Origin of the sequence: Streptomyces sp. CA-294286, assembly GCF_050947155.1 — a bacterium.
Lineage (GTDB): Bacteria > Actinomycetota > Actinomycetes > Streptomycetales > Streptomycetaceae > Streptomyces.
The window spans coordinates 3,291,044-3,306,556 of sequence record NZ_CP192005.1; the positions used below are offsets into that span (position 1 = coordinate 3,291,044).

12 protein-coding genes are annotated in these 15,513 nt (G+C 72.7%); 5 read left to right on the forward strand and 7 right to left on the reverse strand.

Annotated elements, in window-relative coordinates:
- Positions 1-4: 4 nt before the first annotated feature.
- From ACQPZG_RS19420 to ACQPZG_RS19435, 4 genes are all read right to left on the reverse strand, one after another.
- Complete coding sequence (locus tag ACQPZG_RS19420) at positions 5-856, reverse strand: 1,4-dihydroxy-6-naphthoate synthase (protein WP_433546998.1); 852 nt, start codon at positions 854-856, stop codon at positions 5-7.
- Complete coding sequence (locus ACQPZG_RS19425) at positions 843-1,493, reverse strand: futalosine hydrolase (RefSeq protein ID WP_433549468.1); 651 nt, start codon at positions 1,491-1,493, stop codon at positions 843-845. Before ACQPZG_RS19425 ends, ACQPZG_RS19420 begins: the two co-directional genes overlap by 14 nt.
- A gap of 14 nt (positions 1,494-1,507) precedes the next feature.
- Positions 1,508-1,996: a DUF2771 domain-containing protein gene (locus ACQPZG_RS19430; protein ID WP_433546999.1), complete on the reverse strand. Its 489-nt coding sequence runs from the start codon at positions 1,994-1,996 to the stop codon at positions 1,508-1,510.
- A gap of 397 nt (positions 1,997-2,393) precedes the next feature.
- Positions 2,394-3,791: an MFS transporter gene (locus tag ACQPZG_RS19435; RefSeq protein WP_433547000.1), complete on the reverse strand. Its 1,398-nt coding sequence runs from the start codon at positions 3,789-3,791 to the stop codon at positions 2,394-2,396.
- 287 nt (positions 3,792-4,078) lie between these two features.
- On the opposite strand from ACQPZG_RS19435, the gene ACQPZG_RS19440 reads away from it, so the two are divergent.
- Together ACQPZG_RS19440 and ACQPZG_RS19445 are read left to right on the forward strand one after the other, a co-directional pair.
- Complete coding sequence (locus ACQPZG_RS19440) at positions 4,079-5,041, forward strand: DUF3027 domain-containing protein (protein WP_433547001.1); 963 nt, start codon at positions 4,079-4,081, stop codon at positions 5,039-5,041.
- A gap of 146 nt (positions 5,042-5,187) precedes the next feature.
- Positions 5,188-8,322 (forward strand): sacsin N-terminal ATP-binding-like domain-containing protein, encoded by a 3,135-nt coding sequence (locus ACQPZG_RS19445; protein ID WP_433547002.1) that lies wholly within the window; start codon positions 5,188-5,190, stop codon positions 8,320-8,322.
- A 258-nt stretch (positions 8,323-8,580) separates the two neighbouring features.
- Here ACQPZG_RS19445 and ACQPZG_RS19450 read toward each other — a convergent pair whose 3' ends face one another.
- The gene (locus ACQPZG_RS19450; RefSeq protein ID WP_433547003.1) at positions 8,581-11,004 is read right to left on the reverse strand and encodes an HAD-IC family P-type ATPase; all 2,424 of its coding nucleotides are present in this window, start codon (positions 11,002-11,004) and stop codon (positions 8,581-8,583) included.
- A gap of 133 nt (positions 11,005-11,137) precedes the next feature.
- The gene (locus tag ACQPZG_RS19455; RefSeq protein WP_433547004.1) at positions 11,138-11,416 is read right to left on the reverse strand and encodes a DUF2530 domain-containing protein; all 279 of its coding nucleotides are present in this window, start codon (positions 11,414-11,416) and stop codon (positions 11,138-11,140) included.
- A 202-nt stretch (positions 11,417-11,618) separates the two neighbouring features.
- Between ACQPZG_RS19455 and ACQPZG_RS19460 the strand changes: the two genes are divergently transcribed.
- A complete protein-coding gene (locus ACQPZG_RS19460) occupies positions 11,619-13,088 on the forward strand; it encodes an NCS2 family permease (protein WP_433547005.1) in 1,470 nt (489 codons plus the stop codon).
- A 42-nt stretch (positions 13,089-13,130) separates the two neighbouring features.
- Here ACQPZG_RS19460 and ACQPZG_RS19465 read toward each other — a convergent pair whose 3' ends face one another.
- On the reverse strand, positions 13,131-13,328 hold the full coding sequence (locus ACQPZG_RS19465) for a ribbon-helix-helix protein, CopG family (RefSeq protein WP_185029263.1): 198 nt from the start codon (positions 13,326-13,328) through the stop codon (positions 13,131-13,133).
- A gap of 142 nt (positions 13,329-13,470) precedes the next feature.
- Here ACQPZG_RS19465 and ACQPZG_RS19470 point away from each other — a divergent pair, with 142 nt between their 5' ends.
- Entirely contained in the window at positions 13,471-13,908 is a 438-nt protein-coding gene (locus ACQPZG_RS19470; protein ID WP_185029261.1) for a MarR family winged helix-turn-helix transcriptional regulator, read from the forward strand.
- A gap of 62 nt (positions 13,909-13,970) precedes the next feature.
- On the forward strand, positions 13,971-15,308 hold the full coding sequence (locus ACQPZG_RS19475) for an MFS transporter (RefSeq protein WP_433547006.1): 1,338 nt from the start codon (positions 13,971-13,973) through the stop codon (positions 15,306-15,308).
- Positions 15,309-15,513 lie beyond the last annotated feature (205 nt).

The following is a 15,513-nucleotide window of genomic DNA, read 5'->3' on the forward strand; positions in this document are numbered from 1 at the left end:
CGGTCTACGGGAAGGCCAGCGCGTCGCGGCCGAGGGGCGGAACGAGCCCCTCGGCCGCCGCCCGTTCCAGCAGCCCGCGCACGGCCGTGTACCCGTCCTCGCCGAGGTCCGCCGTGAACTCGTTGACGTACAGCCCGATGTGCTGGTCGGCGACGGCCGGGTCCATCTCCTGCGCGTGCTCCCGCACGTACGGCCGTGACGCCTCGGGCTCGTCCCACGCCATGCGTACGGAAGTCCGCGCAGCCGCCGCCAGTTCCCGCAGCCGTGCCTCGCCCAGCGACCGCTTCGCGATGATCGCACCCAGCGGGATGGGCAGCCCGGTGGCGGTCTCCCAGTGCTCGCCCATGTCGGCGAGCTTGTGCAGCCCGTAGTTCCGGTACGTGAAACGGGCCTCGTGGATGACCAGCCCGGCGTCCACCTCGCCGTCCCGTACCGCCGGCATGATCCGGTCGAATGGCATGACCACGACCTCGCCGACCCCGCCGGGCACGACGTCGGCAGCCCACAGCCGGAACAGCAGGTACGCCGTCGAGCGTTCGCTCGGCACCGCGACGGTCTTCCCGGTGAGGTCGGCGCCCGGCTCGCGGGTCAGCACGAGCGGCCCGCAGCCCCGGCCCAGCGCCCCGCCGCACGGCAGCAGCGCGTAGTCGTGCAGGACCCACGGCAGCACGGCGTACGACACCTTCAGTACGTCGAACTCGCCGCGCTCGGCCATGCCGTTGGTGACGTCGATGTCGGCGAAGGTGACGTCCAGGGCGGGCGCCCCGGGGACGCGGCCGTGCGCCCACGCGTCGAACACGAAGGTGTCGTTGGGGCAGGGGGAGTAGGCGATTCGTACGGCGTCAGCGGTGGTCATACGGGGTCCAACCCTCCAGTACGGGCCGCGTCTTCCCGAAGGCGTCGGTCAGTGCGGCCAGTGCGTCCCCGATCCGCCAGGCGTCGCGGTCGCGCGGCCCGACGGCGTTGGAGACGGCACGGATTTCGAGCACCGGCAGGCCGAACAGGGCGGCGGCCTCCGCCACCCCGAAGCCCTCCATCGCCTCGACGGCGGCCCGCGGGTGGCGGGTCCGCAGCTCGGCGGCGCGGGCGGCCGTGCCGGTGACGGTGGAGACGGTGAGGACCGTGCCGGTGGCGGCCCCGGTGGCGGCGGCGGTCTGCCGTACGAGAGCGGCCGGCGGCAGGTGCTCGACGGTGCCGAAGCCCAGGCCGGTGACCGGAACGTACCCGTCCGGGGTCTCGGCGCCGAGATCGGCGGCCACGATCGCGTCCGCGACGACGACCGACCCGAGAGGCGCGAGATCCGCGAAGCCGCCGCCGATGCCGGCGGAGACCACCAGGTCGTACCGGGCGGTCGCCAGCGCACGGGCGGTGGACGCGGCGGCAGCCGCGGGGCCCACGCCGCCCGCGAGCACCTCGTGTCCCCGACCCCCCGCGAACGCGCGCGTGACCGCGTCCCGCTCAGCGGGGACCGCGGTCACGACGAGGACGTTCACGGGGGACACGGGGGTCAGGAGGCCTTCTCCAGCTTGAAGCTCCACACACCGATGAGCTTCTTGCCGCCGGTCTCCACGATGCTGATCGTCAGCTCCTTCGGGGAGGGCTGGCCGTCCTGGGTGGCACCGAAGAAGGCGCTGCCGGGGAACGTGCGGTACGTCTTCTTGTACGGCTCGGGCTCGCCCTGGCGGCCGTTGACGAACAGGGTCCAGCCGTTCTCGGCGATCTCCGGGTCGACACCGAAGCGGACCTTGTCGTCCACCGCGATCTTGAGGGTCTCCGGTGCCTTCTTGTTGAGGCAGTCCGACATCGCCTTCTCGGCGATGCCCTTGGCGCCGTCGTCGTAGCAGACGGCCTCGGAGCTCACCGAGTCCGTGCCGACCGTCACGGTCGCGCGCGGCGTCGGCTTGTCGCAGGCGGAGAGGAGGAGCAGCCCGGCGGACGCGACACCCAGGGCGGCAGTGGTACGGCGGGCCTTGCCCGAGAACAGCGCAACGGTCATGCGCGAAGGCTATCGCCCAGAGGCGGGTTGGCTGCGCCGGGGGGTTTACGGGGGTGTTCGTGGCGTTCCGCCGGGGGAACGGAGAACGGAAACGGAGAGGAGGGGGCCCGGCCCCGCGGAAACGGAGGGAGAGCGGATCGGCTCTGTGGGAACGGGGGAGAGCGGTCCGGCCCTGTGGGAAGGGGTGGGAGGGCGGTCCGGCCCTGTGGGAACGGGTGGGCCAGGGGCCCGCACCGCTTCTGCGACGCCCGCGTTGCTTCCGTGACGCCGGTCCGCTTCCGTACACCCGTCCCGCTTCCGTGACGCCCGGCCCGCTTCTGCGACGCCGGGCCGGCTTCCACGACGCTCCGTCCCCCGTCCGCGACACCCGCCCCGCGCCCGTGACACCCCGCCCCGCCTACCGCACCCGTTTCCCCGGTGTCTTCCGTCCCGCGCCCACCAGCCCGCGCAGGGCCATCAGCAGGCCGACCGCCACCAGCGCCGCCCCCACGCTCATCCCCAGCCACGCCACCAGCGGCAGCGCGATGCCGATCGCGCCGCCCACCACCCACGCCACCTGGAGCAGGGTCTCCGAGCGGGCGAACGCCGAGTTGCGGACCGCTTCCGGCACGTCCCGCTGGATCAGCGCGTCCAGCGACAGCTTGCCCAGCGCCTGGCAGAGTCCTGCCGTGGCGCCCAGTGCGGCCACCAGGAAGCCGCTGAAGAAGGCGGCGGTGAGGGTCGACACCGCCAGGGCCACCCCCAGCACCGTCGCGATGATCAGTTCGGGGGCCCGCGACTTCAGCCACGCGCCGACCGCTGTCCCCACCGCGTTGCCGAGCCCCGCCGCGACGCCCACGATGCCGAGCGAGACGGCGGCGCTCCGCCCGTCCAGCGGGTGCTGGCGCAGCAGGAACGCCAGGAAGAAGATCAGGAAGCCGGACAGGGCGCGCAGCGCCGCGTTCGCCTGGAGGGCGTGCACGACGGAGGGGCCCACGTCCCGCAGGCCGCGTCCGGGCCGCTCGGGGGCCTCTTCCTCCCCCGGATGGTCGGAGGCCAGATGCGCGCGCCGCTCCCCCTTGGCGGAGTCGACCTTTCCGGGCATCGAGAACGCGAGAAAGGTGCCCGCGACGAAGACGAGGAAGGCTCCGTACAGCGGCCACGCCAGGCCGATCTGCTGCAGCCCCGCCCCGATCGGCGCAGCCGCCCCCGTCGCGAGCAGTCCGGCGAGGGTGACCCGGGAGTTCGCCTTGACCAGGGAGAAGCCAGACGGCAGCAGTCTCGGCACGACGGCGCTGCGGACCACCCCGTACGCCTTGGACGCCACGAGGACGCCCAGAGCGGCCGGGTACAGCTCGATGCCGCCCGTGGCCACCGCCCCCGACATGGCGAGCGCCAGTAACGCCCGCGCGAGCATCGCACCGGCCATCGCGGCCCGCCGCCCGTGCGGCAGCCGGTCCAGGAGCGGGCCGATGACGGGGGCGAGGAGGGTGAACGGGGCCATGGTGATCGCCAGGTACAGCGCCACCCGCCCGCGCGCCTCGTCCGTCGGTACGGAGAAGAAGACCGTCGACGCGAGGGCGATTGTGATCAATACGTCGCCCGCGCCGTTGACGGCATGCAGTTCGATGAGTTTTCCGAGGCCCGACTCGCCCGCGCCGTGGGCGTGCGTGGCCCGCCGGATACCGCGCGCCGTACCGGTGAACGGCAGGTGGAGGGCGTGACCGACCGCCCGACCCGCCTTGCGCAGCGGCCCAGTTGGGGCGGTCGAACGTGACGACGATCGTGCGGTGGTCACCCCGCAATAGTGCCCCAATGCCGCGGACGTACCACCCGACCCGAACCGGGATTCGGACGCGCAGGTGGGATGGGGGCGGCGGAGGGGGTAGCGTGCGTAGCGCGCCACCGGCGGTTGTTCTCGGCCGCGCGCCGCTCGGCGATCCCGCAGAATGGATCGCGGAAGGTGCGCCCGAGGCACGTAGGCAGATCGGGCGCGGACGTCGACGCGGCCCTTCGGTCCGCTCCGCCCGCAGCCCGTACATCCACCTGCATCGCTCCTCGGCAGGCGCACCCGTGATACGGCGTAGGAGAGAAGCGAGACCTGTGAGTGCTGCGACGACGAGAAGCCGTACGCCCGACCGCCTGTGCGCCGAGGCGGTAGACCTCGCGCGCGAGGCCGCCGAGGAGGCCGCGTTCCCCGGAGTGGTCGGTGAGCACGTCACTCTTTTCGCCGAGGGCGACCGGGTGGTCACCCACCTCTTCGAGGCGAAGGAGCCCGGTTACCGGGGCTGGCGCTGGGCGGTGACGGTCGCCCGTGCCTCCCGCGCGAAGGTCGTCACCCTCGACGAGGTGTGCCTGCTGCCCGGCCCCGACTCCCTCCAGGCCCCCGAATGGGTGCCGTGGAGCGAGCGGCTGCGCCCCGGCGACATGGGCCCCGGCGACCTGCTGCCCACCGAGGCGGAGGACCTCCGTCTGGAGCCCGGCTGGACGGGCGAGGACGCCCCGCCGCCGAACTCCCTGCTCTCCGAGGAGATGGAGCGGCAGGCGGCCAGGAGCCAGGCCGTGGAGTCCCGGGCGCTCGCCGACGTCGCCGAGGCCGAGGACGCGGAACTCACCGCTCCGATCGCCGCCACGCCCCCCGTGCGCGGCTCCATCGCCTCGGTCGCCGAAGAGCTCGGCATGCGCCGTGCCCGCGTCCTGTCCCGTTACGGCCTGCACCTCGCGGCCGACCGCTGGGACGAGGAGTACGGCGCGAACACCCCGATGGCCCAGGCGGCCCCCGCCACCTGCGTGTCCTGTGCGTTCCTCGTCCCGGTCTCCGGCTCGCTCGGCCAGGCCTTCGGCATCTGCGCCAACGAGTTCGGCCCGGCCGACGGTCACGTCGTATCCCTGTCGTACGGCTGCGGGGGCCACTCGGAGGCCGCCGTCATGCCCAAGACGCCCAAGCCGGTCGGCCCGGTGCACGACTCGATGGCCGTCGACGCGTTCCCGCTGCGGCCGGACCCGGAGGGCGGCTCGGTGCCGGACGCCGCGGACCCGGCGTCGGAGGACCTGGGTCACTCGTAGGCCCGGTGGGCGACTTCGTGTGCGTGACGTGACGATGCGTGGCGTTACCGGGGTGGCCGGGAGTGCGCCCCGCCCGCTCAGGGCAGGGGCAGTGGTCAGCCGCGCGGTACCTTGCACGCCGCAGACCACGACAGAGGAGCACCACCGTGAGCGTTCAGGAGAGGGACACCACCGGGGCTGACGAGGGCGCTCCCGGCGACCCGTTCGGGACCGCCCGGCTGCGGCGCGGGGTGCTCGACGCCTGGACCGCGACGCCCGCCCGGTTCCGCGAGGACGCGAACGCGGAGGAGGACCTGGCGCTCGGCGGCTACCGCGACCGTCTCGTCGTGGAACTGGCGCAGAACGCGGCGGACGCGGCGGGACGCGCGGGGGTGGCGGGGCGGCTGCGGCTGACCCTGCACCCGGCGACCGCCGACGCGCCGGCGGTACTGGCCGCCGCGAACACCGGGGCCCCGCTGGACGCCGCCGGGGCGGAGTCGCTGAGCACTCTGCGCGCCTCCGCCAAGCGCGAGGACACCGACACCGCCGTCGGACGTTTCGGCGTCGGCTTCGCGGCCGTCCTCGCGGTCAGCGACGAACCCGCCGTCCTCGGCCGGCACGGCGGGGTGCGTTGGTCCCTCGCCGAGGCGCGCGGGATGACGGTGGACGCCGCCCTGCGCAGCCCCGGCCTCGGCGACGAACTGCGCCGCCGGGACGGTCACGTGCCGCTGCTGCGGCTGCCGCTGCCCGCGGAGGGCACCGCGCCCGAGGGGTACGACACGGTGGTCGTGCTGCCGCTGCGGGACCCCGCGGCCGTGGCACTCGTCGAGCACCTGCTCGCCGCGATCGACGACGCGCTGCTGCTGACGCTGCCCGGCCTGGGCGAGGTCGTCGTCGACACCCCCGAGGGGGAGCGCGTACTGACCCGGTCCGTGGACGGGCCGTACGTGCACGTCCGGGACAGCGCCCACGGCACGACCCGCTGGCGCACCGCCGCCGCGTCCGGCGCCCTCACCCGCGACCTGCTCGCCGACCGCCCCGTCGAGGAACGCCTGCGCCCGCACTGGTCGCTCACCTGGGCGGTGCCCGTCGACGAGGACGGCTCGCCGCTGCCGCCCCGCACCGCGCGCGTCGTGCACGCCCCGACGCCCACCGACGAGCCGCTGGGCGTGCCGGCGCTGCTCATCGCGTCACTGCCGCTGGACACCACTCGCCGCCACCCCGCGCCGGGACCGCTCACCGACTTCCTCGTGGAGCGGGCGGCGGACGTCTACGCCGGGCTGCTCGGCGACTGGCAGCCGGTGTGCGTCGGCACCCTCGCCCTGGTCCCCGGCCCGCTCGGCAAGGGCGAGCTGGACGGGGCGCTGCGGGCAGCGGTCGTCGCCCGGCTGCCCCGGGTCCCGTTCCTGCTGCCCGCCGCGCCGACCGAGGACCAGCCCGCGCTGCGCCCGTTCGAGGCGGAGGTCGTGGAAGGAGCGGGGGACAAGACGGTACGGGTACTGGCGGAGGTGCTGCCGACGCTGCTGCCCGCCGGGCTGGAACGCCGGGCGGAGCTGCGCACGCTGGGCGTGGGACGGCTCCCGCTCGGCGACGCCATCGAACGGATCGCGGGCGCCGAACGGGCCCCCGGCTGGTGGCGGCGGCTGTACGAGTCGCTGGCCGGCGTCGACCCGGACCGCCTCGCCGGGCTGCCGGTGCCGCTCGCCGACGGACGGACCGTGGTCGGCCCGCGCCAGGTGCTGCTCCCGATGCCCGACACGTCCGCCGAGGCCGCCGAGCAACTCGCCCGGCTGGGTCTGCGGGTGGCCCACGCGGACGCCGCGCATCCCCTGCTGGAGAAGCTGGGCGCCCTGCCCGCCACCCCGCGCGCCGTCCTGACCACCCCCCAGGTGCGGGCGGCGGTCGCCGCCTCCCTCGACGGCACGGACATCTGGGACGAGGACGCGCTCGACGGCGACGAGCTGGTCGAGACGGTGCTGGCACTGGTGCGCGACGCGGACCTCGCCCCGGGCGACGAGCCCTGGCTGGGCGCGCTCGGTCTGCCCGACGAGGACGGGGAGCTGTCCCCGGCGTGCGAACTGGTGGTTCCCGGCTCGGCCTTCGCCTCCGTGATGCGCGAGGACGAACTCGCCCTGGTGGAACACGACCTGGCGGACAAGTGGGGAGAGGCGACGCTGGCCGCCGTCGGCGTGCTGGCCGGCTTCGCCCTCGTCCGGGCGACCGACGTCGTCCTCGACCCCGACGAGTTCGAACCCCGCGAGGGCGACTACCCGCAGCCGGACGACGCGGGACTGCTGGACGCCGTCGACGTGTGGTGCGAGGACGTGCTCGACCAGCTCCCCGACACCCCGGTGCCGCCGGTCGCGACGGAAATCGTCGCCGTACGGGACCTGGACCTCGTCGACGACGACAAGTGGCCGCAGGCCCTCGCCCTGCTCGCGCAGCCGCCGCTGCGGGACGCGCTGACCCAACAGGTGCGCGTTCTGCTGCCGGACGGTACGACGCGCTCCGTACGGCCGTACACGGCGTGGTGGCTGCGCGACCACCCGGTGCTCGACGGGCGCCGCCCCGCGGGTCTGCTCGCGGCGGGCGGGGACGCCCTGCTGGAGGGCCTGTACGACGAGGCGGACGCGACCGGGTTCGACGACGAACAGGTGCTGCGGGCGCTCGGCGTACGCACGACACTGACCTCGCTGCTCGCCGAGCCGGGCGGGGCGGCGGAACTGCTCGGACGGCTGACCGACCCCGAGGCGGACGTCACCGAGTCGCAACTGCACGCCCTGTACACGTCCCTGGCCGACCTCGATCCCGAGCAGGTCACCCTGCCGGAGGAGCTGCGGGTCGTCGTGGACGGCAGGCCGCAGGTCGTGGACGCGGCGGACGCGCTGATCGCCGACGCGCCGGACCTGCTGCCGCTGACCGGCGGACTGCCCCTGCTGCCGGTCGCCCCGGCCCGCGCGGCGGCACTCGCCGAACTCCTCCAGGTACGGAGGATCAGCGACACCGTCGAGGCTCAGGTGACCAGCCCGGGTACGGAACGGCAGGTGCCGTCGGAGGTACGGGTGCTGCTGGGTGCCGGCGTGCCCGCGACGTACGTCGAGCACGACGAACTCCACGCCGGGGGCGTGGAGCTGGACTGGCGTCGTACGGAGGACGGGACGATCCACGCCGCCACCCTGGAGGGGGTCGCGGCCGGACTCGCCTGGGCGGCGGGGCAGTGGCCGCGCCGCTTCGAGGTCGCGGCCTTCCTCGAAGCCCCGGAGCGCGCCGCGGAACTCGCCCGCAACCGCTGGTTCGACTGACCCTCCCGGCCGCCCCCTCCGCCGACGAACCCGCCCCCCTCACGCCCGCCCCCTCGGCCGGCGGGGCCGCCCTGCGTCAGCCTCTTGGGCGGCGGGGCCGCCCCCGGGGGCGGAACGGGCGGGCAAGGGGGCGGCCCCCCACCGGACGGTGCCGCCCCCCGGCTCCACGCCCCCTGCCGCGACGTACGGCCCCCACACCCCCGTGAGCCCACACCGCACAGCACGCACGCGCCCCGCCGTACACCTCCGCACCGATCCTCAGGCCGGCCACTTCCGCCCGACCCACCTCCACGCACCCTCCAGCAGCGCCGCCGCCGCCACCGCGATGCCCACGGCCGCCCACGGCATCGTCGTCCCCACCAGCCGCAGCGCGAAGAACTCCTGCAACCACGGCACCACGAGCACGATCAAAAAGCCCGTGCCCATCGCCGCGACGAGTCCGACCCGCCACCACGTGTACGGCCTGGCGATGATCGCCAGCACCCACATCGACACCAGGAAGAGCGTCAGCGTCGCCGCGCTGGTCTCCGCCTGGAGCGCCTCGGGACCGGAGTAGTGCGTCCGTGCCAGCAGGTACGTGGAGAACGTCGCCGTCGCCGCGATGACACCGCTGGGAATCGCGTACCGCATCACCCTGCGCACGAAGTGCGGCTTGGCCCGTTCCTTGTTGGGGGCGAGCGCCAGGAAGAAGGCGGGGACGCCGATCGTCAGCGTCGACAGCAGGGTCAGGTGCCGCGGCAGGAAGGGGTACTCGACCTGCGAGCAGACCACCAGGATGGCAAGCAGCACCGAGTAGACCGTCTTGGTCAGGAAGAGCGTCGCGACCCGGGTGATGTTCCCGATAACGCGGCGGCCCTCGGCGACCACCGAGGGCAGGGTGGCGAAGCTGTTGTTGAGGAGGACGATCTGGGCGACCGCCCGGGTGGCCTCCGACCCGGAACCCATCGAGACGCCGATGTCGGCGTCCTTCAGGGCGAGGACGTCGTTGACGCCGTCGCCCGTCATGGCCACCGTGTGCCCCTGCGACTGGAGGGCGGCGACCATGTCCCGCTTCTGCTGCGGGGTGACCCGTCCGAAGACGGCGTTCTCGTCGAGGACCTTCGCCATCTCGGCCCGGTCGGTCGGCAGCTGCCGCGCGTCGACGGTGTTCTCCGCGCCCGCCAGACCGAGCTTCCCGGCCACCGCGCCCACCGACACCGCGTTGTCGCCGGAGATGACCTTGGCGGCGACGTCCTGGTCGGCGAAGTACGCCAGGGTCTCCCCGGCGTCGGGCCGCAGCCGCTGTTCCAGGACGACCAGCGCGGTCGCGGTGGCGCCCGCCGCGACGTCCGGTCCGTCCAGCTCCGAGCCGGCCGTCCGGACCAGCAGCAGCACCCGCAGGCCCTGCGCGTTCAGCTCGTCGATCTCGGAGAGGGCCGGGTCGCCGGAGGGCAGGAGCACGTCGGGGGCGCCGAGCAGCCACGTCGAGTTCTCGCCCGTGCCCTCGCTGAAGGACGCCCCGCTGTACTTGCGGGCGGAGGAGAAGGGCAGCGACTGCAGGACCCGCCACCGGGCCTCGTCCGGGTAGGCGTCCTTGAGCGCCTGGAGACTGGCGTTGGGGCGCGGGTCGGACTCGCCGAGCGCGCCGAGCACCCGTCGCACGTACGCCTCGTCCGCGCCCCCCAGCGGACGCAGCTCCGTGACGTCCATGCCGCCCTCGGTCAGGGTGCCGGTCTTGTCGAGGCAGACCACGTCGACCCGGGCCAGGCCCTCGATCGCGGGGAGTTCCTGCACCAGGCACTGCTTGCGGCCGAGCCGGATGACGCCGATCGCGAAGGCGACCGAGGTGAGCAGGACCAGGCCCTCGGGAATCATCGGGACGATGCCGCCGACGGTCCTGGCCACCGAGTTCTTGAAGTCGTTGTCCTTGACGACCAGCTGGCTGAGGATCAGGCCCAGCGCGGTCGGGACCATCATCCACGTCACGTACTTGAGGATGGTGGAGATGCCGGAGCGCAGCTCGGAGTGGACGAGGGTGAAGCGGGACGCCTCCTCGGCGAGCTGCGCCGCGTACGCCTCCCGGCCGACCTTCGTGGCGGTGAAGGCGCCGCCGCCCGCCACCACGAACGACCCGGACATCATCACGTCGCCCGGCTTCTTCAGCACCGGGTCGGCCTCGCCGGTCAGCAGCGACTCGTCGACCTCCAGGTTGTCCGCCTCGGCGACCTCGCCGTCGACCACGACCTTGTCGCCGGGCCCGAGTTCGATGACGTCGCCCAGCACGATCTCCGAGGTGGAGATCGCGGCGGGCACGCCGTCCCGCCGTACGGTCGGCTTCGCCTCGCCGATGACCGCCAGCCCGTCGAGGGTCTTCTTGGCGCGCAGCTCCTGGATGATGCCGATCCCGGTGTTCGCGAGGATCACGAAGCCGAACAGGCTGTCCTGGATGGGCGCGACGAACAGCATGATGACCCAGAGCACGCCGATGATCGCGTTGAAACGGGTGAAGACGTTCGCCCGGACGATCTCCGCCGTGGAGCGCGAGCTGCGTACCGGGACGTCGTTGACCTCGCCCCGCGCGATCCGCTCCGCCACCTCGGCGGCGGTCAGCCCGCCGGCGCGCCCGGCCACCGGCCCTTCCGAGGCGGGAGGTTTCACCGGGTGTACGGGGTCGAGCTCCGCGCCCGCGTCAATGTGCGTCATGGCACCGACGGTACGGCCGGATGCGTGTGTTCACTCGCCGAAAGGCAGGATTTCAGGGCCACCGGGAGCAAGATCCGACCCGGGGACGACACGGGTGGGACGGTAGGCGTACGGGCGTCCCTGTTTTCGTGCGTTACGCAGCGGGGGGCGAGGTGCCTGCTGCCTGCTCCGCCGCGTGCCGCTTCAGCGCCGCGTCGCGACCGCGCACGTACCAAATGCCGATGAGTCCCAGGCCGGTGCCGGCCAGTGGCGTCCAGTACCACCAGATCAGATCCCGGTCGGCGAACCAGCCGTAGAACGCGGCCTGGGCGAGGAAGATCACGAACCAGATGACGGTGCCGCCGACGACGGTGCCGACGACGGGCCCCTCCAGGGGTTCGGGTGCCTCGTGCTTCGCAGTCCACTTCGCCATGGGCGTCAGTGTAGGCGGGGCGGCGCAGAGCGGTGCGGACAGCCCGGCAGGCCGTGTGCGCCATGGGTCTACGCGCGGAGATACCGATCTTCCTCCTATGCATTCATACTGAAACAGTCTTGGTTTGACTGGTTCCGTTCGTTTAAACCTCCAAGTCCGACCGGATTCTCTCCCCACTCCTTGTCTCCCCGTGAGGTCACGCATGCCCCCCGCCAGCTCCCCGGTGGACGCCGCCGAGCAGCCGCAGTCCGGCCCCCCGCAGTCGCAGCCGCAGGGGCCGGTCAACGGACTCGACCGGTTCTTCAAGATCACTGAGCGGGGTTCGACGGTCGCCCGCGAGCTGCGCGGCGGTCTCGCCACCTTCTTCGCGATGGCGTACATCATCGTGCTGAACCCGATCATCCTCGGCAGCGCCAAGGACATGTACGGGCATCAGCTCGACAACGGTCAGCTGGTGACCGCGACCGTCCTGACCGCCGCCCTGTCCACGCTCCTGATGGGCGTCATCGGCAACGCCCCGATCGCGCTCGCCGCCGGACTCGGCGTCAACACCGTCGTCGCCCTCCAGCTCGCCCCCCGGATGAGCTGGCCGGACGCGATGGGCATGGTCGTCCTCGCGGGTGTCGTCGTCATGCTGATGGTCGCCACCGGGCTGCGCGAGCGGGTGATGAACGCGGTGCCGCTCGGCCTGCGCAAGGGCATCGCGATCGGCATCGGCCTGTTCATCATGCTGATCGGACTCGTCGACTCCGGGTTCGTCTCCCGCATGCCGGACGCCGCGCACACCACCGTCCCCCTCCAGCTGGGCACCGGCGGCCACCTCAACGGCTGGCCCGTCCTGGTCTTCGTCCTGGGCGTGCTGCTCACCCTCGCCCTGATGACCCGCAAGGTGCCCGGCGCGATCCTGATCTCGATGGTCGTCATGACCGTCGTCGCGATGACCGTCCACGCGGTCGCGGACGTCAAGAGCTGGGGCCTGACGACGCCCGAGTGGCCCGGCAATCCGGTCGCCATGCCGGACTTCGGGCTGGTCGGCGAGGTCAGCCTGTTCGGCGGCTTCGAGAAGGTCGGCCTCCTCACCGGCGTCCTCTTCGTCTTCTCGGTGCTGCTGTCCTGCTTCTTCGACGCGATGGGCACGATCCTCGCGGTCGGCGACGAGGCGAAGCTGACCGACGCCCAGGGCAACCTGCCGGGCGTCAACAAGGTCCTGCTCGTGGACGGTCTCGCGGTCGCGGCGGGCGGCGGCACCTCTTCCTCGGCCACCACGTGCTTCGTGGAGTCCACCGCCGGTGTCGGCGAGGGCGCGCGCACCGGCCTCGCGAACATGGTCACCGGCGGTCTCTTCGCGGTCGGCCTGTTCCTGACCCCGCTGGTCACGATGGTCCCGTCGCAGGCGGCCACCCCCGCCCTGCTGGCCGTCGGCTTCCTGATCCTGTCCGGCTCGATCAGGGCCATCGACTGGAGCGACTACACGATCGCCGTCCCGGCGTTCCTCACGATGCTCATGATGCCGTTCACGTACTCGATCACCAACGGCATCGGCATCGGCTTCATCAGCTTCTGCGTGCTGCGGCTGGCGGCCGGGCGCGGACGCGAGGTGCCGGTGGCGATGTACGCCGTCTCGGCCGTCTTCGCCTTCTACTACCTGATGCCGGCGCTCGGCCTGACGTAGCCGCCGGGCGTCCTGGCTGCCGTGACCGTTCCGGCCGTTCGGCTAGGTCAGCCCGTAGAACTTCTCCGTCTCGTCGACCGCCGTCTTGAAGCGCTCGTCGAAGTCGTCGCGAATGAGCGTCCGGACCACGTAGTCCTGGACGCTCATTCCGCGTCTGGCGGCATGCTCGCGCAGACGGTCGAGGAGCTCGACGTCTATTCGCAGGCTGAGGACCGAGGATTCCGCCGCTGGTGGGGTCACGGTTCCAGGGTCCGGTCCGGCCGGGCGGAAGCGCGTTGCTTTCGGGCGCAGTCTCACTCGTTCGGGTGACTTCCGGCACCACCGCCCGGACCCCTGTGATTGCAGTGGTCTTTAGCATGGGTAATGAGTTACGCTAACAACCATGCCTGACCTGTCCCACGGCGACAACGCCGCCGCCGTGAACTCCCTCCGCTCCGCAGTCATGCTGCTGAGCCGTCGCCTCAAGCACCAGCGGGTCGACGAATCGCTGAGCCCCACCGAGATGTCGGTACTCGGCACCCTCGCCCGCTGCGGCAGCGCCACCCCCGGCGAACTGGCCCGCAAGGAGCACGTTCAGCCGCCGTCGATGACCCGCATCGTGGCACTGCTCGAAGCGAAGAGTCTGGTCAGACTGGAACCGCACCCCGACGACCGCCGCCAGAAGGTGGTACGCCAGACCGAGACCGCCGAGGCCATGCTCGAAGAGAGCCGCCGCAAGCGGAACGCCTGGCTGTCGCACGTCGTCGGCGGTCTGGACGAGGACGAGTGGGCGAAGCTGCGCGCTGCCGCCCCGGTCCTGGAGAAACTCGCCCACCTGTAGGAACTGCCCGGGGTGGGCCCCTGTCATCGACCCTCGCGCGCCGCCAAGGAGGCGAACTCATTTTGAGTACGGGAACCGGAGCAGACTCCGCCCCCGCACCGACCACCCCCAAGCAGACCATGTTCAGCTCGCTCAGGAACCGGAACTACCGGCTCTTCGCAAGCGGGCAAGTCGTTTCCAACACCGGCACCTGGATGCAGCGCATCGCCCAGGACTGGCTGGTCCTCTCGCTCACCGGCTCGGCGTCCGCCGTCGGCCTGACGATCGCCCTTCAGTTCCTGCCGATGCTGCTCTTCGGGCTGTACGGAGGCGTGCTCGCCGACCGTCTCCCGAAGCGCCCCCTGCTCCTGGCCACCCAGTCCGCGATGGGCCTCACCGGCCTCGCGCTCGCCGCCCTCACTCTGAGCGGACACGTCGAGGTCTGGCACGTCTACGCGACCGCCTTCGTGGGCGGTCTGGTGACCGTCGTCGACAACCCCGCCCGGCAGACCTTCGTCGCCGAAATGGTCGGCCCCGCCGACCTCCGCAACGCGGTCAGCCTCAACTCCGCCAACTTCCAGTCGGCGCGGCTGGTCGGCCCCGCGGTGGCGGGCGTGCTGATCACGGCCGTCGGAAGCGGCTACGCCTTCCTTCTCAACGGACTCTCCTTCCTCGCCCCGATCGCCGGCCTGCTGCTGATGCGCACGTCCGAACTCCACAAGGTGGAGCGGGCCCCGCGCGGCAAGGGCCAGCTGCGGGAGGGGCTGCGTTACGTCGCTGGCCGGCCCGAACTGATCTGGCCGATAGTTCTGGTGGGCTTCATCGGCACCTTCGGGTTCAACTTCCCGATCTGGCTCTCCGCCTTCACCGACGACGTCTTCCACGGGGACGCCGGCACGTACGGGCTGCTGAACACCCTGATGGCGGCGGGCTCCCTGGCGGGTGCGCTGCTGGCCGCCCGGCGGGGGACCTCACGGCTGCGGCTGCTGGTCGGCGCGGCGGTGCTCTTCGGCGTGCTGGAGGCGGTCACCGCCTTCGCCCCCTCGTTCTGGCTGTTCGCGGTGATGATGGTGCCGATCGGAATGTTCGGCCTGACGGTCAACGTCACGGCGAACTCCAGCGTGCAGATGGCCACGGATCCCGCGATGCGGGGGCGGGTCATGGCCCTCTTCATGATGGTGTTCACCGGCGGCACTCCCGTCGGGGCCCCGCTGCTCGGCTGGATCACGGACACCTACGGCGCCCGGATCGGGTTCGCGGCGGGCGGCGTGATCTCCGCGCTCGCGGCGGCGGGCGTCGGCGTCCTGCTGTGCCGGGTGGGCGGTCTGCGGCCGAAGCTGGACCTGCGCAGGGGGCACCAGCACCTTCAGCTGGTGCCGAGCGCACGGGGCCGCCGCCGCGAGCTGATCCCGGCGGCGTAACCGCCCGCCACCCCCCAGGTCGGCGGGCCGCCCTTCTCCCGGCCGCCCGAGGGGCCTGAAGCGGGGCCCGGGGGGCACGTGGCGTCGGGCGGGGGTGCACTGTCCGGTGGGGGGCCGCCCCCTTGCCCGCCCGTTCCGCCCCCGGGGGGCGGCCCCGCCGCCCAAGGGGGCTGCGGCGGGTGAGGGGGCGGGGAGGGGGCGGGGG